The 17849-nt window shown below is 65.3% G+C and carries 21 protein-coding genes and 1 pseudogene; 14 read left to right on the top strand and 8 right to left on the bottom strand.

Annotated elements, in window-relative coordinates; translation table 11 throughout:
* The 3 genes from ACLP9N_RS16545 to ACLP9N_RS16535 all read left to right on the top strand — a co-directional run.
* Window positions 1-96 (top strand): hypothetical protein (locus tag ACLP9N_RS16545; RefSeq protein WP_442393420.1); only part of this gene is annotated, 96 nt, incomplete at its 5' end.
* Complete coding sequence (locus ACLP9N_RS16540) at window positions 93-941, top strand: SDR family oxidoreductase (RefSeq protein WP_442408439.1); 849 nt, start codon at window positions 93-95, stop codon at window positions 939-941. The genes ACLP9N_RS16545 and ACLP9N_RS16540, both read left to right, overlap by 4 nt.
* A 97-nt stretch (window positions 942-1038) precedes the next feature.
* Entirely contained in the window at window positions 1039-1911 is an 873-nt protein-coding gene (locus ACLP9N_RS16535) for a lysophospholipid acyltransferase family protein (protein ID WP_442408438.1), read from the top strand.
* Between the two features lie 158 nt (window positions 1912-2069).
* Here the strand turns inward: ACLP9N_RS16535 and ACLP9N_RS16530 are convergent, their stop codons facing one another.
* A complete protein-coding gene (locus tag ACLP9N_RS16530) occupies window positions 2070-3773 on the bottom strand; it encodes an alpha-keto acid decarboxylase family protein (RefSeq protein WP_442408437.1) in 1704 nt (567 codons plus the stop codon).
* A 131-nt stretch (window positions 3774-3904) separates the two neighbouring features.
* The gene (locus tag ACLP9N_RS16525) at window positions 3905-4501 is read right to left on the bottom strand and encodes an HdeD family acid-resistance protein (RefSeq protein ID WP_442408436.1); all 597 of its coding nucleotides are present in this window, start codon (window positions 4499-4501) and stop codon (window positions 3905-3907) included.
* 429 nt (window positions 4502-4930) lie between these two features.
* Between ACLP9N_RS16525 and ACLP9N_RS16520 the strand changes: the two genes are divergently transcribed.
* From ACLP9N_RS16520 to ACLP9N_RS16505, 4 genes are read left to right on the top strand one after another with little or no spacing between them, the layout of a single operon-like run.
* Window positions 4931-6061, top strand: a complete 1131-nt coding sequence (locus ACLP9N_RS16520; RefSeq protein WP_442408435.1) for a VOC family protein — start codon at window positions 4931-4933, stop codon at window positions 6059-6061.
* Window positions 6062-6086: 25 nt separating this feature from the next.
* Entirely contained in the window at window positions 6087-7025 is a 939-nt protein-coding gene (locus ACLP9N_RS16515) for a fumarylacetoacetate hydrolase family protein (protein ID WP_442408434.1), read from the top strand.
* Window positions 7022-8584, top strand: coding sequence for a bifunctional 3-(3-hydroxy-phenyl)propionate/3-hydroxycinnamic acid hydroxylase MhpA (gene mhpA, locus ACLP9N_RS16510; protein WP_442408433.1), 1563 nt, complete (start codon window positions 7022-7024; stop codon window positions 8582-8584). The genes ACLP9N_RS16515 and mhpA overlap by 4 nt, the downstream gene beginning before the upstream one ends.
* Complete coding sequence (locus ACLP9N_RS16505; protein ID WP_442408432.1) at window positions 8581-9591, top strand: enoyl-CoA hydratase/isomerase family protein; 1011 nt, start codon at window positions 8581-8583, stop codon at window positions 9589-9591. The genes mhpA and ACLP9N_RS16505 overlap by 4 nt, the downstream gene beginning before the upstream one ends.
* 104 nt (window positions 9592-9695) lie before the next feature.
* On the opposite strand, the gene ACLP9N_RS16500 is transcribed toward ACLP9N_RS16505, so the two are convergent.
* Both ACLP9N_RS16500 and ACLP9N_RS16495 read right to left on the bottom strand, forming a co-directional pair.
* Entirely contained in the window at window positions 9696-9998 is a 303-nt protein-coding gene (locus ACLP9N_RS16500) for a hypothetical protein (protein WP_442408431.1), read from the bottom strand.
* Window positions 9999-10108: 110 nt separating this feature from the next.
* The gene (locus ACLP9N_RS16495; RefSeq protein WP_442408430.1) at window positions 10109-10501 is read right to left on the bottom strand and encodes a heme-binding protein; all 393 of its coding nucleotides are present in this window, start codon (window positions 10499-10501) and stop codon (window positions 10109-10111) included.
* Between the two features lie 239 nt (window positions 10502-10740).
* Here ACLP9N_RS16495 and ACLP9N_RS16490 point away from each other — a divergent pair, with 239 nt between their 5' ends.
* The 3 genes from ACLP9N_RS16490 (at window position 10741) to ACLP9N_RS16480 (ending at window position 13158) form a co-directional block, all read left to right on the top strand.
* Window positions 10741-11412, top strand: a complete 672-nt coding sequence (locus tag ACLP9N_RS16490; protein ID WP_442408429.1) for a hypothetical protein — start codon at window positions 10741-10743, stop codon at window positions 11410-11412.
* Window positions 11409-12590, top strand: a complete 1182-nt coding sequence (locus tag ACLP9N_RS16485) for a PrsW family intramembrane metalloprotease (RefSeq protein WP_442408428.1) — start codon at window positions 11409-11411, stop codon at window positions 12588-12590. Before ACLP9N_RS16490 ends, ACLP9N_RS16485 begins: the two co-directional genes overlap by 4 nt.
* A gap of 136 nt (window positions 12591-12726) precedes the next feature.
* Window positions 12727-13158 carry a nitroreductase family deazaflavin-dependent oxidoreductase gene (locus tag ACLP9N_RS16480; RefSeq protein WP_442408427.1) on the top strand — a complete coding sequence of 144 codons (432 nt, stop codon included), beginning with the start codon at window positions 12727-12729 and terminating at the stop codon, window positions 13156-13158.
* A gap of 533 nt (window positions 13159-13691) precedes the next feature.
* Here ACLP9N_RS16480 and ACLP9N_RS16475 read toward each other — a convergent pair.
* The 3 genes from ACLP9N_RS16475 to ACLP9N_RS16465 are packed head-to-tail and all read right to left on the bottom strand — an operon-like array spanning window position 13692 to window position 14434.
* Window positions 13692-13838, bottom strand: a complete 147-nt coding sequence (locus ACLP9N_RS16475) for a hypothetical protein (RefSeq protein ID WP_442408426.1) — start codon at window positions 13836-13838, stop codon at window positions 13692-13694.
* Between the two features lie 18 nt (window positions 13839-13856).
* A complete protein-coding gene (locus ACLP9N_RS16470; protein ID WP_442408425.1) occupies window positions 13857-14003 on the bottom strand; it encodes a hypothetical protein in 147 nt (48 codons plus the stop codon).
* Window positions 14000-14434, bottom strand: a complete 435-nt coding sequence (locus ACLP9N_RS16465) for a hypothetical protein (RefSeq protein WP_442408424.1) — start codon at window positions 14432-14434, stop codon at window positions 14000-14002. Before ACLP9N_RS16465 ends, ACLP9N_RS16470 begins: the two co-directional genes overlap by 4 nt.
* A gap of 45 nt (window positions 14435-14479) precedes the next feature.
* Between ACLP9N_RS16465 and hypB the strand changes: the two are divergent.
* The 3 genes and pseudogenes from hypB to ACLP9N_RS16450 form a co-directional block, all read left to right on the top strand.
* A pseudogene (gene hypB, locus ACLP9N_RS16460) lies at window positions 14480-14827 on the top strand (hydrogenase nickel incorporation protein HypB); the annotation flags it as partial.
* A 98-nt stretch (window positions 14828-14925) separates the two neighbouring features.
* On the top strand, window positions 14926-15858 hold the full coding sequence (locus ACLP9N_RS16455; protein ID WP_442408423.1) for a class I SAM-dependent methyltransferase: 933 nt from the start codon (window positions 14926-14928) through the stop codon (window positions 15856-15858).
* Window positions 15855-16490, top strand: coding sequence for a class I SAM-dependent methyltransferase (locus ACLP9N_RS16450; RefSeq protein ID WP_442408422.1), 636 nt, complete (start codon window positions 15855-15857; stop codon window positions 16488-16490). The genes ACLP9N_RS16455 and ACLP9N_RS16450 overlap by 4 nt, the downstream gene beginning before the upstream one ends.
* A gap of 203 nt (window positions 16491-16693) precedes the next feature.
* On the opposite strand, the gene ACLP9N_RS16445 is transcribed toward ACLP9N_RS16450, so the two are convergent.
* Window positions 16694-17266: a chitin-binding protein gene (locus tag ACLP9N_RS16445; RefSeq protein WP_442408421.1), complete on the bottom strand. Its 573-nt coding sequence runs from the start codon at window positions 17264-17266 to the stop codon at window positions 16694-16696.
* A gap of 377 nt (window positions 17267-17643) precedes the next feature.
* Between ACLP9N_RS16445 and ACLP9N_RS16440 the strand changes: the two genes are divergently transcribed.
* Window positions 17644-17849: VIT1/CCC1 transporter family protein (locus ACLP9N_RS16440; protein WP_442408420.1), on the top strand; the 206-nt coding region annotated here is incomplete at its 3' end.

The following is a 17849-nucleotide window of genomic DNA, read 5'->3' as shown; positions in this document are numbered from 1 at the left end:
CTCGAAGAAGCGGGACGCCGCGGCATGGTCGGCGGCCAGGAGGACATGCTCGTCGACATCGCCCTCGACCTCACCGGCGCCCGGGCGCCGCGGTGAACCAACCGAAGCGGATTCTCATCACCGGGGCTACGGCGGGTATCGGGCTGGAATGCGCAACACAGCTCGCCCCGGGCAACGATCTTGTGCTCGTCGGACGCAGCGAAGACAAACTTGCGGCGGCGAAATACCGGGTAGCCGCCGCGGGCGCGGCCACGGTCGACACGCTGATCTGCGACTTCGCCTCCCTGAATTCGGTTCGCGCACTTGCCTCGAAGGTCGTGAATACCTACGACCACATCGATGTCCTGATCAACAACGCCGGCACCGTTTATGCCAGCAGGACCGAGACCGGGGACGGTTACGAAGCCACGTTCGCCGTCAACCACTTGGCGCCCTACCTGCTCACCGAACTGCTCAAGCCCCTGATGATCGCCAGCGCGCCCGCACGCATCGTCATCACCGCGTCCACAAGCCACTACCGCGGCACCCTTGACTTCGACGATCTCGGGTACCGCAACGGCTACGCCGTGATGAAGGCCTACGGGCGGTCCAAGCTCGCTAATGTGCTCTACACCCGCGACCTGGCCCGCGAGCTGGCCGGCACCGGCGTCACGGTTAACGCACTGCACCCGGGAATGGTCGCGACCGGCATCTGGTACCGCGCACCATGGTTCGCGCGACCGGTGCTCGCGCTGGTCAAACGATTCAAGATGATCACACCCGAGGAGGGGGGTCGTCGTATCTCCTATTTGGCCACGGCTCCCGAGCTAGCGGCAACTACCGGGCAGTACTTCGAAGACAACAAAATTCACGAACCCTCCGCACTCGCCCTCGATGACGCGTTGGCGCGACGACTCCGAAAGGAATCGGATCGTCTAGCGGGACTCGACGGCGGCACCTAGCGGGAGCAGCCAGGGGCCGCCCAAAGTCAGCATTCTGGACGACCGATAAGGCTCACCGTGGTAAGACGATTCACGTCACCAGTAGGGAGGTCCGGCAATGCCGAAGGCAGACAGGCACCAGCACGCCGAGGTCGAGGAACTCGCTGATGCGCTGCTGGCCGCCGTCGAACGAGGTGTGCAGCCGGGTGACGAGGGGCGCGAGCCCAGCGAGCTCGATAAGGCCTTGGCCGGCCTCCGCCACCGTGCAATCGAATTCGTCCGGCGCTACAACCGTCTGGAGATCGACCTCGAGACGGCGGACTTGGCCGAGCCGGTGCTGTTCGTCGCCAACCACGGTTTCGGAGGTATCTTCGACCTCAACGTCCTGGCCGTGGGTGCGGTCCTCGAGGACCTGCAACTCGACCGGCCCGTCACCTTCCTGACCCATCAGATGGCTTGGACGTTGGGCGTCGGCCCGCTCATCGAACACCTCGGTGCACGTCCTGCCAGCCGGGACAGCGCCGGGCACGCGTTTGCGGAGGGCCACCACGTCGTCGTCTTCCCGGGTGGGGAGCTCGATGCCTTCAAGTCATTTTCCGACCGCAACAAGATTGTGTTCTGCGATCGCAGCGGTTTTGCAAAGCTCGCCATCGACGAAAAGGTGCCCATCGTGCCCATCGTCACCGCCGGCGCCGGTGAATCGCTGCTCGTGCTGGCCGACGGCGAGCGGCTCGCGCGGGCGTTGCGTCTCGACAAACTGTTGAGGCTCAAGGCATTACCGATCACCCTGTCCGTGCCGTGGGGTATCAATGTCGGCGCGGTGGGGTTGCTGCCCTACCTACCATTGCCGAGCAAGCTGCACACCCGGGTGCTGCCCCGCACCGAGGCGCGGCCGGGCGAGGACGCAGAGGCCCTCGCTGAGCGTGTCCACGCTGCAATGCAGGACGCGCTCACCGAAATGACGGCGCACCGCCGGGCCCTGTTGGGCTGAGTTCGGCGCCGCGGCGGTCCAGCCAGCTCCAAGGTCATCGCTCATTCATCGATGATGATTGTGTATCGGCGGGAGGTGCCGGCCGGCAGCACGCAAATAACGTGGTTGCTGCCGGCCGGCATCGCCGCTCCACCACAACGAATTTCAGCGGCAGGCCATCAGTGGAATCGCGGGTCTAAACGGCCGTTGACGCCGGCCACCTTGGATCCCCACGAGATGAGTTCCGGGCTCGCGTCGTCGTTAGGGATCTGGCATTCGATCAGGACCGGGCCACCCTCGTGGGCGCGGGCCGTGCGGATCGCGTCGGCCAGCTCCCCGGCGGTGGCCGCCGTCAAACCCAGACCGGCGCCGTCTCCCGCATTGAACGCGTCGACGAGGCCGGCGTAGTCCCAGTTCTTGTAGTAGTTGTAGGGACCGTCGTGGATCGCCGACTCGATCACGTAACCGCGGTTATTGACCAGGAAGATGAGAACCTCTTGGCCGTGACGGATCATGTTTGACACTTCCTGGGCGGTCAGCTGAAACGAGCCGTCACCGATGACCGAGACAAGGCGCCGGCCTGGCTCCAGGCCCTTCGCGTAGCCGAAGCTGGCCGGCACGGACCAGCCAATCGAGCCGTACTGCATCTCGATTTCGAACCTGGCGCCGCCGGGCAGACGCGAGTAAATGCCATTCAGCCAGGAGTCACCGGTTTCCACCAGCAGCGTGGTGTTCGAGTCGAGGTCGTGCTCGATCTGGCGCCACATCTCGACCCGGCTCAGCGGGGCCTCAGGGTCGACCTCCGCGACCGCCACCGGAGCGGATTCGGTCCGGCGCAGGCGCTGGTACTGGGTCATGGTCGCGGGATTGGCCTGCACCTTCTTCGCCAGGTCGGACAGGAACTCCGCCAGCGCGACGCCGGTGAAATCGACGTCGCAAAACCGCACCTTTCGGGGTTCGGCGCTGATCAGCCGCTGCCGTGACGGGAGCGCGCTCCAGCCGACCGTCGTGTAGTCGTTGAACACAGGTCCGGCGGCCACAATCAGGTCGGACCAGTCAACGATGGCCTGACATTGCGGGCTGCTCACTTCACCCCAGTAGATGCCCACGTATTGCGGGTGGTCCTCCGGGAAGAAGCCCTTGGCATTTGGCATCACCGCCACCGCGCAGCCCAGCGCCTCGGCCAGCTCGCGGAAGGCGTCGATCGCCCCGTAGGCACGCAGGTGGACCCCCGCCAGCAAAATCGGCTTCTTCGCTTTCCCGAGAAGGTCGCCGGCCCGGTCGACCGCGTCGGTCAGCATCCGCGCGTTGCTAGGCTGCCATGCCGGCAGGGTGGAGAACCTGGCCGGCTCGAGACATGGCGCCGCCGACAGGTTGCACGGGATCTCGATGTAGGCGGGCTTGCGCTCGCGCAACGCGGCGCTGATCGCCTCATCGATCAGCGCCGGCGCGGTGTCGGGGTGCACGATGCGCACCGCCTTGCACGTCACCTGCCGGAAGACCTCGTACTGATAGGAGAGGTCACCGTTGTCCATGGTGTGGTGCAGGACGTGATTGGAGCCCAGTTCGTTGGTGTTGGGACCCGAGGACACCATGATCACCGGGAGCCGTTCGGCGTAGGCGCCGGCGACGCCGTTGAGCGCGGAGAAGGCACCCACGTTGAAGGTGGTGAGCACGGCCCCGGCCCCGTTGACCCGCGCATAGCCCTCAGCGGCGTAGGCGGCGTTGAGCTCGTTGCAACACCCGATCTGCTCGAGGTTCTCGTTCTCCAGGAGTTCATCGAGCAGGACGAGGTTGTAGTCGCCGGGGACCATGAAGTAGTGCTTCAGGCCGATCTGCTCAAACCGGGTCGCGAGGTATTTCCCCACGGTGAAGTTAGCCATAGTTGGTTTCCTTTGGACTCAGTCGCGTCGGCCGGGGCGAATGATCAAGCCGGTGCGTCAATCGGGACGTCGTTGATCAGCTTCTTGCGGGTAAATCGAACGGCCAGAGCCACCTTCGAGTCGTTAGCCGGCTAGCTTGCGCGCCTGATCTCCCCGCGGACCTTGAGCGCCCGCACGATTTGAACGATCCCCAGGACGACGAGCCAGCTGCCGGCGACAAGCGTCAGCACCACAATCGAGTGCAACGGCAATGTGAGCATCACCAGGCCGGCGATCCACGTCAGTATCCCGCCGAAAATGTACCAGCCCCGCCCGGGCAGTTCCCGCAAGCTGATAGCGGTCAGAGTCTCTGCGACTCCCTGGAATACAAACCCCACTCCGATCCAGATCGACAACAGCAGAACGGCGTAGGTGTCGCCGAAATGGCGGAAGGACAACGTCGCCAAGACCAGCGAGAGCGCGCCATTGACGAACAGCAGCGCTCGTCCCGACGCCGCCTTCGGAAGGGTGAACGCGAAGTACAACTGAGCAAGGCCTGCACCGAGCAGGAACACCCCGAACAGCGTTGCCGCGACGAGGATCGAGGCCTGCGGTAACGCCAACACCAGCCCTCCGACGAGGAGTGCCAACAGTCCTGATGCCAGGCCCGGCTTCCAGATCTGCTGCAAAACAACGGATTCCGCATCGATCGCGGCCCGACGCTGTGCAGTGAGGTGATCGTTTGTCATCAGATTTCTCCCATACTCAACAGTTCAGGTGAGCCTCGTCATCCGGACCGATGGTTCCGGCCGCTCCGCCGGCGCACAGTCGCGGGGCTCAGCGACCTGTTCGACATTACTGACGATATCATCACTTACGATTATATCGTCAGTCAAGTCCTTGTGACGAAAATGTCATGACGGATGGCCCTGGCTCCTCGGCCTCGGCACGGGCGTCGATCCAGTCCGATCGGGAGCTGGCGCCGAGTGCGCTGCGTGCCATTCACCGGGCCGCTGGCCGCGCCGAACGCTTCGATGCGCCTGTTCGGTATCACCCGCGACGGCTGCTAAAACGTCGACGCTCGGCTTCGCCGCGAAATTTTTCGCCGCAGGCCCTTGACTGACGATACCCTCGTGTATGACGATATCGTCAGTTACGTCGAGTTGGGAAGGTTAGCGATGAATCACGTCGACGTCCACAAAGACCTGCACAGCGATCAGGGCGACCTTGAGGGGGAGCACCGGGGGCGGGCGAGTAATCCCGTGATCAAGGTGCACGACATCGCCTGGCTCGAGTTCGAGAAGCCAAATCTGGCCGCCGCCGAGGCCTTCGCCTCCGCGTTCGGTTTTGCAACCGCGCTGCGCACGCCCGACGAGTTGTACCTGCGCGGCACCGACGCTGGCGCGCCATCTGTGCTGATCCGCCGCGGCGATCGCTCCCGGTTCATCGGGACCGCCTACACTGCGGCGGACAAATTTGACCTCTCACGGTTGGCGAACGTAACGGGCAGCCGTGTCCGGGCGCTGCCCGACTCGCTCGGCGGCGTCGCAGTCGACTTGGTGGATCCGACCGGTACTGCGGTGCGCGTCGTTTCCGGCAGCCACCAGTTGGAGTCACTGCCCGCGCAGAACCCGCACGAGTTCAACTTCGGACACGACCTGCGCCGTGTCAATAGCACTCAGCGCCCACCGCAGGAACCCGCCCGGGTGCAGCGGCTCGGTCATGTCGTGCTGCAGACGACGAAGTACCGCCAGGCGCTCGACTGGTACTTGGAGCACCTCGGACTGATCGTCAGCGACTTCATGTACTTCGCGGGCCAGCGTGAGCGCGGACCGGTGATGAGCTTCATCCGCTGCGATCGCGGCCAGACCCCCGCTGGCCACCACACGCTGGCGATGGCCCTGGGCCCGTCCAACCGCTATGTGCATTCGGCGTACGAAGTCTGTGACCTCGACGCCATCGCGGCCGGCGGTGAATTCCTCAAGAGCCGTGGGTATTACCACTCGTGGGGGGTCGGTCGTCATATTCAGGGCAGCCAGATTTTCGACTACTGGCGCGACCCGGACGGTTTCTTGGTGGAGCACTACGCCGACGGCGACATGTTCGACTGCACACTCGAGCCCGGTTGGGCCCCATTCTCCGCGTCCGGTCTGTCTCAGTGGGGCCCACCGATCACCAGCGACTTTCTCGGTATCGCGCCCGGACGGGAATGCCTGCGCGAGCTGCGTTCGATGCTTTCGGCGCTGCGCGAGGACAACGAATTCAATCTGGCCAGCCTGCGCGGCCTGATCAAAATGGCCAATTCTTAGCCGCCACAAAAAAGGAGATGACGTCATGCCCGTCCCGATCCTGCGCACCGCCGACGCCTGGTGGGTGCAAACCGCCGGTGGGGCAGCCCGCATCGATACCAGCGCCGCCACCACCGCTGACTTGCTCAGCGATCGGGCGGCCATAGAGGCTGCCGCTCGCAGCAGCGACACCGTGCCGCTCAACGAGCTCATCCTGCTGTCGCCGGTGACGACGCCGTGTCGCATCGTCGCCCAGATGACGAACTACGCCTCCCATGTGAAAGACACCGGAAAAGACCCCGCGAAGACCCCGTTGACGTTCTTCCGCAAGGCCTCCGGCTCAATCAGCGGCCCGTCTGACGAGATCGTCAAACCAGCCCACGTGCGCCTACTCGACTACGAAGCGGAGATCGGCCTGGTGATCGGGCGGGAAATCGCGGTCGGTACGACCATCACCGAGGACAACCTGACCGATTACGTGTGCGGCCTGGTGGTAGCCAACGACGTCTCGGCCCGTGATGTGCAGCTCACCAAAACCCAGTTCTACGAGTCGAAGTCGTATCCCACTTTCACCCCGGTCGGCCCGCCGCTGGTTCTCGTCGATGCCGACGAGCTGAAACGCTTCGGTGACCTGCGGCTGGAGCTGCGGGTCAACGGCGAGCTTCGGCAAAACATGTTGGTCGAGGGGGACATGCTGTACCGGCCGGTGCAGGCACTGAAGGCCCTGTCGCAATTCCAGCGTCTCGACGCCGGCGATCTGGTTCTCACCGGTACCCCGGTCGGCACCGCGATCAGCGCGCCGCCCCGGCCCGCGCAGGCCATCGTGTCCGTGCTGCCCGAGCACCTCAAGTGGAAGCTGTTCTTCGCGGGCCAGGCCCGCAACCGGAAATACCTGCGTGACGGCGACGTGGTGGAAGCGCGTGTGGCAACCGACGACGGGGCCATCGACCTCGGTGTCCAGCGGACGGTGGTGAGGTTCACATGAACGCATCGGATCGTATCCCGCTGTTCGTGCCGGTCGTGGTGATCGGCGCCGGACCGACCGGCATCACCGCCGCCACGCTGCTCGCAAAGTTGGGCGTCCGAACGCTGGTGCTGGACCGCTGGGAAGACGTCTTCCCGCAACCGCGTGCAGTGCACGCCGATGACGAGGTGTACCGCATCCTCGCCGCACTCGGCATTCGTGACGAATTCGCCGCGATCTCGCGCCCGGCGTTGGGGCTGCGGCTGCTTGACCCAAACATGCGGGTGCTGGGCGAGATTCGCCGCCACCCCGACAAGAGTGTGCACGGCTTTCCGCAGGCGAACATGTACGACCAGCCTGAGCTGGAAGCAATAATGCGCGCCAACTTCAAGACCCACCCGGCTGCGACGCTCTACGGCAACGCCGAGGTCACCGACATCGCCCAAATTTCTCCCGATCGGGTGCGCGTGACCTTGACCGACGCAGTGAGCGGCAGGGTGCACGTCGTCGAATCCGTCTATGTCCTGGGCTGCGACGGCGCAAACAGCCTCGCACGGCAAGCGGTCGGCGCACGAATGCAAGACCTGGGGTTTCAGCAGCGCTGGCTGGTCATAGACGTGGACACCGACGTAGAGCTAAACCACTGGGAGGGCGTCCACCAGATTTGCAATCCGCGCCGTGGGGCCACCTTCATGCGTGTCGGGAAGACGCGATACCGCTGGGAATTCCAGCTTGTCGGCAACGAGACCGCTGAGAATTTCCAGACAGTGACGGACCTGCTTCCCCTGATCTCTCCCTGGGTTGGCGAGACCCCGGCCGAGAAGTTGAAGCTGGTACGGGTCTGCGAGTACACCTTCCGCGCGCAGGTGGCGGACAAGTGGCGTGACCGCAATGTCTTCATCCTTGGCGATGCGGCCCACCTGACTCCGCCGTTCATCGGCCAAGGCCTGTGCTCGGGCCTGCGCGACTCGATCAACCTGGCGTGGAAGATCGCCGGCGTGCTCAACAAGAGCCTTCCCGAGCGCGTGCTGGACACCTACGAACAGGAGCGAAAGCCGCACGCGCGCGCGTTGGTTCGGCTCGCAATAAGAATCGGTTGGGCCATGACCGGTGGCGGTCGACTGGGAAATGCGCTCCGCAGGATTCTGGTGCCCTGGCTACAGCATCGAGCAGGAGCAGCGGACGAGCAGGCGAACAGCAGCGCCACCCCCGCCTTGCACGATTCCGCGTTAGTGGTCAAATCCTTCCGACCCAGCGATCTGGCAGGCACTCTGTGCCCCAACCCCGTTGTGGCACAGGGCTTGCGGTTCGACGACGTGGTGGGCTGCCGCTTCGCGCTCGTCACGTCGTCACCGTTGACCGACGCCCAACGCGACCAACTCACCCGCCGAGGCACTGTGGTCGTGCCGGCCTCGCCCGACGGCGACCTCGGCCGCTGGCTGCTCCGTGGGAAGGCCCGGGGTGCGATTGTGAGGCCCGACCGCACCGTCATGCAAACCGGGCGAAACCTCGCCACATTGTGCGCTGCCGTCCCGGCTTTTACCGCGCCGGGCCCAGGACTATCGGGAGAACCCCAATGACGCGTGCGCGCGACCTGGAGTTGGCAACCTTAGGCATTGAGCAGGAGGACCGGGTCCTCACCGTCGCGGTGTGCGACCCGCCGTACAACTACATGACCTCTCGCATGCAGAAGGACCTCGAGATCCTCACGGCGGCGGTGGATTACGATGACACTGTGGGCGCGGTGGTGCTCACCGGCGGTGTTCCTCATCGCTACATCACTCATTTCGACATTTCGGCAATCCTCGCCACCGCTAAACGCGGCGGACCCCCGCTGCCGCACGGTGCACTGGTGAGCGCCCTCGAAGCGCTCGACCAACTCTCCGCCGTACCCGGCGCCGAACGCGTTCTGGAGCGCAGCCCGGTGAGTGGACTGCTCAATATCACGCGATTCAACGAGGTGGTCCTGCGGATCATGCGCTCGCCGGCGGTCTACATCGCCGCTATCGGTGGTCCATGTGGTGGCGGAGGATTGGAGATGTCGGTCTGCTTCGACGTTCGCCTGGCCGCCGACGACGAATCGACGGGGTTCATGCTGCCTGAACTGCTGATCGGTTTGACCACCACTGTGGGCGGGCAGCGTTTGGCGCAACTCATCGGGCCTGCGCGCGCGCTGGAGATGGTGCTTGAGGGTCGCATGTATTCCGCGCAGGAAGCACTGCAGATGGGTTTGGTCAATCGGGTGATCTCGGCCGATCAGCTGCTTGAGGAAGCCAAGGAGCTTGCCGCCCGCTACGCCAGGCGCAATCGCGACACGATCGCTGCGCAGAAGCGAATCTTCAACGAGAACATCACCTTGAGTCCCGCCGAAAGCCTGCGCCGTGAAGGAGCATTGAGCGCGTCGGCCATCCTATCGGGCCCGGTTCCGCTAGCGCTGCAGAAATGGGTGGAAATTCAAGGCGCCGGCGATGGCGACTCGGTGTTCCTGACCCATCCCGAGCCGTGGACGCGTGGCGAGGCGGTCGAACTCAACAGCCCCGCTGACGTATTCGCGTTGCCCAAATCCGATGACGCAGGTGTTCCCTAGCAGCCGGCTACCCAGCCGACCCGTTCGGTGAACTCCACGACTTGGTCAGGCAACTGGTATCCGCCGACAAGTACAGCGCCGGGGTGTTGCGCGGAGTCGCGCCTTTAGTTGCACCCGCTCACATGAATTCGCCGGCCGGCTCCGACGCAGACACTTACCGGTGGCGGTGGCGGTGGGGGCGGAAAGTCCCCCGGCAGCGGCGCATAGGCGGCCGGCGGCGGGACATAGCTGTTGACCGTATCGGCAACGTTGGTGCACCCACTCACTGAAACGCGGTAGCCGACGCTGGCGCAGACGTCCGCGTTGGCCACACCGGAGGGCTGCACAATGGCAAACATCTCAGGAATGGCCGTAAGGGCCAACGCCGCTATGCCCCCTGCAATCCACGACCGCACCCACCGATTCATCGGGATCTCCTTCTCATCACGGCTAGGGTTTGCTTCGACTGATGCGCGAACCGAGGGCCGCAGTAATTCCTCAGCTTCTGGGACATCCTTACGTGCGGCGTCCAGTTCGCTCAGGGAGTCGAGCCGCCCTCCCCGAGTAACGGTGTCCAGCGGCAACGCTGCCTGATGTCAGTCAGCGGCTGACGGATGTTCTCGAGGTCGGCTTGCTCCTGCGGGTTGGCGTTGAAGTAGTTCTGCACGTCGTCGCGGAGCTGGTCTTTGGGCGCATCCTGAAGACCGGTGTAGAACTCGTTCAGGTCCGGGTGAGTGAATAGGTAGGTCGACAGCGCCGCCCCGACGCCGGTCGCGACTCTGGCTACGTCCGCAGCTGTGCAGTCGGGTGGCCGAGGCTGTGGATCAGCCGTGGCAGTCCCCGCGCCGGCACACAATAGGGTGCCGGCAACCGCGCCAGCGCCGATCGCGCCGACCACCACCCGGTGGGAAATCAGATCTGAACGGACCATCGACTGGCTCCTTCATCTGGTAATCAACCTGGCCACAACCGGTGGCGACTCAATCTAACCAGAGCCGCCCCGGCACGGTGTCGACTCTGGACCCGAACCGAGCATCATGACTCGGGCCGAAAGTCACTTCGACAGCGGCCAACCGTCACTACACGATGACGATGTCGCCTCGAGCAGTGCGGCTACGCTCCGCGTGAGGTGTGTGAGACGTCCGCCGAGGAAGAAAGGTGGGGCACGAGATGTCGGGTGCCGAAACGAAGGCTGAGTCGGTAGTCCCGGCGCGGGGATATGAACCCGCTGATGGCTGGGTGCCCGCCGACCAGCGATGGTTCGGCCTGGACCGGCGCACCATAGCGCCAACGCTGACCGTGTTCGCGCTGGCCTTCGTGATGTCGGTGGTGCTGCCCCTGGTCAACGCGGCAATTCCCTACCGCGACCTGGTAAGAGCCGGCGACGTCATGGAGTTACAAGGTGACGTGACGTTCGTTCCCGACGCCGGCTGGGGGATCACATCGGGTGTGCGCGCGGGGCAGGGCCCGCGGTCCGGCGAATATCCCGACCGCGCGACCGTCGTGAACGGGGACACGACTTTCGCGGTCCGCACGGCGCCGTTCCGCGGGGACGCCAACGCCCTGCTCGACCAGATCGAAAAAACCACTGACGCGCTGAACCGTGGTCGCGGAATTCACGTGACCGGCCAGCACACCACCATCGTCACCGACCAAGGAAAGCGGGGTGCGACAGCGCGGATCACCGGACCACAGAAAAGCGGCCTGATCGCCGCCTTTGTGTTCGACGGACGCGGTGTCGAGGCGGAGGCGACGGAGGGGTCCGGTGACGGCCCGGAACCCACGGCGGCCGTTATCCGAATGATCCACAGCATCAGCCGTGGCGGACAGGGCAAGCAATGACAGCGGCGGTCCCCGACCTCGATCGGGCACGCGACATCGCCTTGGACCTTTCCGGTTGGGGCAGGGGATTCAGGTTTTACCAGCCCCGCAACCTTGCGTTCTGGGGATACTTGCTGCTCGTCGCAACGGGCGCGATTTCTTTCGGCTCCCTGCTCGCCCGGGACTACAACGCCTACGGCCAAGCGATCGGGTTGGCCGTGACACTGTTTGCGATTTACGCCGCGTTCTTCTGGTGGTTCACGGTGCGTATCGACCGATACGCCAAACTTCCCGCCAAGCTGATGGTGGTCGCGTTCCTGTGGGGCGGTTTTGCCGCGACGTGGAGCATGGCGGGTAGCGCCAACGCGGCGATCCTCGCTCTGTACGCGAAAGCTTTCGGCCAGGCGTGGGCACTCGACTGGGGTGCGGGCCTGGCGGCGCCCTTCACCGAGGAACCGGCGAAGGGCGTTGGGCTGCTGCTGCTGATCACGTTGGCGCCGCGGCAGGTGCGCACCGCGTTCGACGGCTTCATTCTGGGCGCCTTCATCGGACTGGGATTCCAGATCATCGAAGACGTCGCCTACGCGCTGACGTCGGCGGGCTCGCAGTTCGGTGCCAATCAGGTGGGGGCGTCGCTGGCCACGATAGTGCTCCGAATGGTCAGTGGGGTGGGCGCACACATCGTCTACAGCGCGATCTTCTGCGCCGGTCTGATCTACCTGCTCGGCCGACCCGCTGAACCTCGTCGCATCGGGAGAGGGCTGCTTCTGATGGTGGCGGCGATGCTGCTGCACGGGGCATGGGACACCATGACGGCCTTTGCCGGCCTGAGCCCGCTGGCGATGCTGGGTTTCATCGTCGCGGTGATCGTCACCGCGCTCGTCATCGCGGCCAGGGTGTACAGCGTGACCGTGACACGGGAACGAGGTTTCCTGCGCGACGTCATGGCCCCCGAGGAAGCCCGAAAAGTGATCACCGCAAGCGAACTCGAAGCCATGACCGGCGATCACAAAGCCCGCAGAGCGTACCGCAGGGCCGGGCGCACCCGCGGCGGACGCAAGCGCGCCCGCTACGTTCTCAACGCCGGGTACGACCTCGCCGGTGCGCTGGCCACCGCGCGCGGCGCCGAAACCGACCCGGTGTGGTTTGCCCGTGCCGAGGTCGGCAGAGTCCGCGCCGGCCTCCCGTCACCAGTCTGAGTCGCCGGCCGGCTGCATGTTTCGAGCGGGACGTGGCTGATCAGCCGGTGGGCCAGGTCAGCCCGGTTTCGTCAATCGTCAACCGCGCGGGTCGAGTCGCTCTTCGTCAACCGCATGCACATGCCACGATGTCGTAATGAGTGACGACGCGATGCGCTCGGAACGTGATTTCAACGACCGCAACATCGAGGAGTTCCGGCGCAACGGGGGCAAGGTCGGTGGCCAGTTCGAGGGTTTTCCGTTGCTGCTGTTGACCTCGACCGGCGCGCGAAGCGGTGCCCGACGGGTGAACCCCGTCGCGTACTTCGATATTGACGGCAAGATTTACATCGTAGGCTCCGCGGCGGGCCGGGATAACAATCCGGCATGGGTGCACAACCTTCGCGCCGATCCCCGCGCGGCCGTCGAGATCGGCTCGGAAGCTCCGAGGCCGGCAACGGCTCGCGAATTACCCCGCGCCGAGCGGGATTCGATTTACCCGCTCATCGTCGAGCGCGCTCCGGGGTTCGGCGAATATCAGGAGCGCACCGACCGGACCATCCCGATTTTCGAGTTGATCGTCGACTGAACATGCGGGCGCCCGGGTGAAAGGGTAAGTCGACTTCGGCGAGCGATACCGCTCGGATAGGGTCGCTAATTGGGCACGCCAACGGTTGGAGCGGCGCAAAATAATATGCGCTGGACGCTTGCGATGTTGCTCAGCCCGGCTGTGTTGTGGGGCCGTTGCGTTCTGGCCGGGAGGGGAAAACGACATGACCGACGCGATCACAGTCACGAGCCATCGGCCCTCATCGGCATTGGGCGAGAACATCTCGGCGGCAACCCGTTTCGCGCGGCGTTGCCTATGCGCTTGTGTCTTAGCGGTATTGCCACTGACCGGAATGGCCGTGCCGCCGCCCAGTCGCGCCGACGATTGTGCCCCCGGGTGGGTCTGGAACCCCAACACGAATCAATGCGATTTTTGGCTTCCGGCCGCAAATGGACCCGGAGGACCGGGCGGACCGGGCGGACCGGGCGGACCGGGCGGACCCGGGGGGCCGGGAGGGCCAGGCGGACCCGGTGGCCCAGGCGGCCCCGGCCCGCGCTAGTGCCAGGCGACCCTCACCGCGCCACTTCGGCCAGGCCGGGGTCGAACTGAGCGCGGGCGTTCACCGATGCTGCCGCGGCGGCAACGATCATGGCGGCATCCGATTCGCGTCCCCTGGCGATCTGGATGGCGGCGCTGTCGGGGTCTTCGCGGTGGGCCATCAGCCAGTCGTAAAGCAGTCAATCCAGGGCGGCGGCCACCGTGAATGGATCGGCCTCGGCCGTCTTTGCCGCCGCGACGCAGGACTCGATGGCCTCGCGGTGTTCGCGCAGGGCGGCATCCTTGTTGACCCCGGAGCTGTCGAAAAGCAGCATCGATAGGGTCAACGGAAACTGTTGTTCTGAATCGGATTCCAGTACCCAGCGGGCCCCTTTCCACGGCTTCTCGGGATCGACCTGGGCAGGCGACCGAATCCGCTGACGACGCCGAGCGAAGGGGAGTCAAGTGCCTCATCCATCGGCGCCATCCCCAGGAGGCCCAATGGCTGGCGCGCCCGAATCGAGAACAACGCCGCCGTGCCGATGATCTTCCCCGCTCGCAAATCGGCGGTTACATCCGTCAGTTCGAGTGCCACCGCGTAGTCGCGGCAAAGGTGATCCAGGCAGCGATGCAGGGTGAGCAGACCTGCACGCTCTTCCGCGTCCGGTGCCCTGCCGCCTCCGAGGAGTTCCCCGAAACGTTCGGCCGCGACGATCAGCGCGTCGTCGAGCGCTTCGAGGTGGCTGGCGATCAGTCGCTGCGGCTCGTGGTCGTCCATGACCAAAGCGCCGAGCGAGCCACACTTGACCAACCCCCTGGCCGATTGCCACTGACCGAGCTTGACCTGCTGATCATCGAGAACGTCGGGAACCTGGTGTGCCCGGCAGAGTTCGACGTCGGGGCGCATGCGCGCGCCATGGTTTATTCGGTCACCGAGGGTGAAGAGAAACCGCTGAAATACCCGGTGATGTTCCGATCCGTCGACCTCGTCGCCGTCAACAAGGTGGACCTGATTCCGCATCTCGACTACGACCTCGACGCCTTCTACACCAACTTGAGCGCGGTCAATCCGGGGGTGAAGGTCATCGAGATGAGCGCGCGCACTGGCGCCGGAATCGATCAGTGGTGTGATTGGCTGCTCGGGCTGCGGCCCGAGCTGCAATCCGCCTAGCTGGGCCGCCACCCGGTGGGTCACCGCCGGAACTTTATGCGCCCGCCGGTCGTTACACTGGCTAAGTATCCCGACTTCCCGACTTGGAGAGCAGGCGCATGCCACGCACAGACAACGACACTTGGGATTTGGCAACCAGCGTCGGCGCGACCGCCACGATGGTGGCGGCCGCCCGGGCGATTGGCACGAAAGCCGAGAACCCGGTGATAGAGGACCGGTTTGCCGAGCCGCTTGTGCGTGCTGTCGGCGTGGACTTTTTCACGCGATGGGCCACCGGTGACCTAACCGCCGCCGACATCGACGTCGAGGATTCCGCCTGGAAGCTCGAGCACATGCCCGACGCGATGGCCGCTCGCACGCGTTTCTTCGACTCGTTCTTCGAGGCCGCGACGCAGGCGGGCATCCGGCAGGCCGTGATCCTGGCATCCGGCCTCGACGCGCGCGCCTACCGATTGGGGTGGCCGGCCGACATGACGGTGTTCGAGGTCGACCAGCCCCAGGTGATCGAGTTCAAGACGACCACGCTGGCCGGGCTCGGGGCCGCCCCCAATGCGGACCTCCGCACGGTTGCCATCGACCTGCGGCAGGATTGGCCGAAAGCATTGGAAGAAGCCGGCTTTGACGAGACCCGGCCTACCGCATGGATCGCCGAGGGGCTTTTCGGCTACCTGCCGCCCGAAGCTCAGGACCGCCTGCTGGACAAAGTCACCGCGCTCAGCGCCAACGGCAGCCGGCTGGCCTGCGAGGCGATCCCGGACATGCCCGACGTGGACCGCGAGCGAGCCCGGGAGATGATGCGCAGGGCCACGGACAAGTGGCGTGAGCACGGCTTCGAACTTGAGTTCGCCGATCTGGGCTACGAGGGTGAGCGCAACGACGTCGCCGCGTACCTGCAGAACCTGGGCTGGCGATCAGTCGGCACCCCGATGAGCGAGTTGCTGGCCGACCACGGGCTTGCGGCCATCCCGCAACACCACGACTCGGTGTCGATGGCCGACACCGTCTACTACACGTCGGTACTGAGCAAATGACGGCAGTGCCACGCCGGAGCCTCAACGAGGCCGTTACGCGGATGTGGAGTGTTCTGGCGCCCGCCTACGACCTGCCGTTCCTGCAGCAGTGGGTATACCGTCTGCCGCACGACGAGGTGATCGCCGCGCTGCGCGAGCACCAGGCCCGCCGCATCGCCGATATCGCCTGCGGGACGGGCATTCTCAGCGACAGGATCGAGCGGGAACTGCATCCCGACGAAATCTACGGCGTCGACATGTCCGACGGCATGCTCAACCAGGCTCGTGCCCGATCCAATCGCGTGCAGTGGTTGCGCGGCCCGGCCGAGCAGCTGCCCTTCGACGACGGGGCGCTCGACGCCGTGGTCACCACCTCGGCGTTTCACTTCTTCGACCAGCCGGCCGCGCTGCGGGAGTTTCATCGCGTGCTGGCGCCCGGCGGCCTGGTGGCGGTCGCGACCCTCAGCGCACGCCAACCGCTGCTGCAGATCCCCTCGGCCAGTAAGTGGAAACCGCAGCACAACCCGTCTCCGGCCGAGATGCGCGCACTGTTTGAGGGCGCAGGGTTCGCCATCAGCGATCAGCATCGTATTCGGCGACCGGTGTGGACCCGCATCGTGTCCGACCTGATAACGGTCGGCGCCAAAAGCTAGACCCGCCCTGACGGGAGGCGCCGACTACGTCGAACGCACGGTTGAGCGCGGGCACGCCGCACGCCGAGGGTTACGGGGCACGCGCGCCGTGTATGTCGTTGGTCACGAGTGGAGAACTGCCAAAGTCCCGCTGAGCGATCTTTTTCGCACAGGGCGACGGCCGCCCCGCCAACTGGCGAGGCGGCCGTCATCGGGCCGGGTCCTTACAGCGGAATCCAGACTCCGAAGAAGTTGAAGCCCCACTGGTTGAATCCGGGATTCCACATGGGGGTTTCCTGGTAGCCGTAGTAGTTGATGGGGCCGTACCCCCATTGCCCGCCGGGCGGCGGGAGCGGCCTGTCGCAAGCTGGCCGCGGTGGCTCACCGCGTCCCCACGGTGCGGCCCCATCGCCCCACGGGGCGTTGTGGAAGTAGCCGCGCTGCGGGTCCCCATGCCAACCGCCGGGTGCGCCCAGGCCGCCGGGGTGATCGGGTCCGCCGGGTCCGCCCGGGTGTCCAGGATTCCCCATGGGTCCGCCCGGGTGTCCAGGATTCCCCGGGGGTCCGCCCGGGCCGCCGGGACCGCCCGGGCCGCCCGGATCACCGGGCGCGGTGGGGGCGTGGAAGCCCCTGGGCGCCGGCCCGCTGGGAGCGCCGGCGGGCGGCGCGCCGTGGCCGGCCGCCGGCGTCGGCGGTGGTGTCGGAGCCGCACTAGCCATCCCGGCACCCACACCCAATGCTGCCGCTCCGAGAGCACCGGCGATCGTGACCCCGCCGACCAGTTGCTTCAGTTTCATTGCCCTCACCCATCTTGCTGAGAAGTTCGGGACACTTGCTCCCCTTGGCACCTGACGCTAAATAGCTTGCCTATGGATACGCTTTGTGAGGCCCATGCAAATCATTTGGGCGGCCTCCATCAGTGCGCAGGGTCGCGGAAGCCTGCCGTAAGAATGGGTGGCCGCCGGTTGACTGTGCGGTGATGGAGTTGAGTGTGCGGTCAGGGTGGCGACACGCCGAGCCGGCGCGCCATCAGCGCACATCGAAAGCCATCAGTTCACACTCGCGCAGCGCCAACCGCGCCGGAGCAGGCGCCCCGCCATGAGGCCGTGCATTGCACCTTTGGCAAGGCTACGTTGGGTGGTTCGGCGCGGTTCTGCTGGATATCGTTGCTGGCGTGACCAATACCTCGCATCCCGCCGAACCCCACGTCGGTTCGGTATCGTCGAAGTTGAATTGGCTGCGCGCCGGAGTATTAGGTGCCAACGACGGGATCGTCTCGACCGCGGGCATCGTCGTGGGTGTCGCGGCCGCGACGGTGCAGCGCGCTCCGATACTGACCGCCGGAAGCGCCGGACTGGTCGCCGGAGCGGTGTCGATGGC

This window comes from Mycobacterium sp., from assembly GCF_052144515.1.
Lineage (GTDB): Bacteria > Actinomycetota > Actinomycetes > Mycobacteriales > Mycobacteriaceae > Mycobacterium.
The sequence above is the reverse complement of the archived record's forward strand: the minus strand, read 5'-3'. Positions and strand labels throughout refer to the sequence as shown.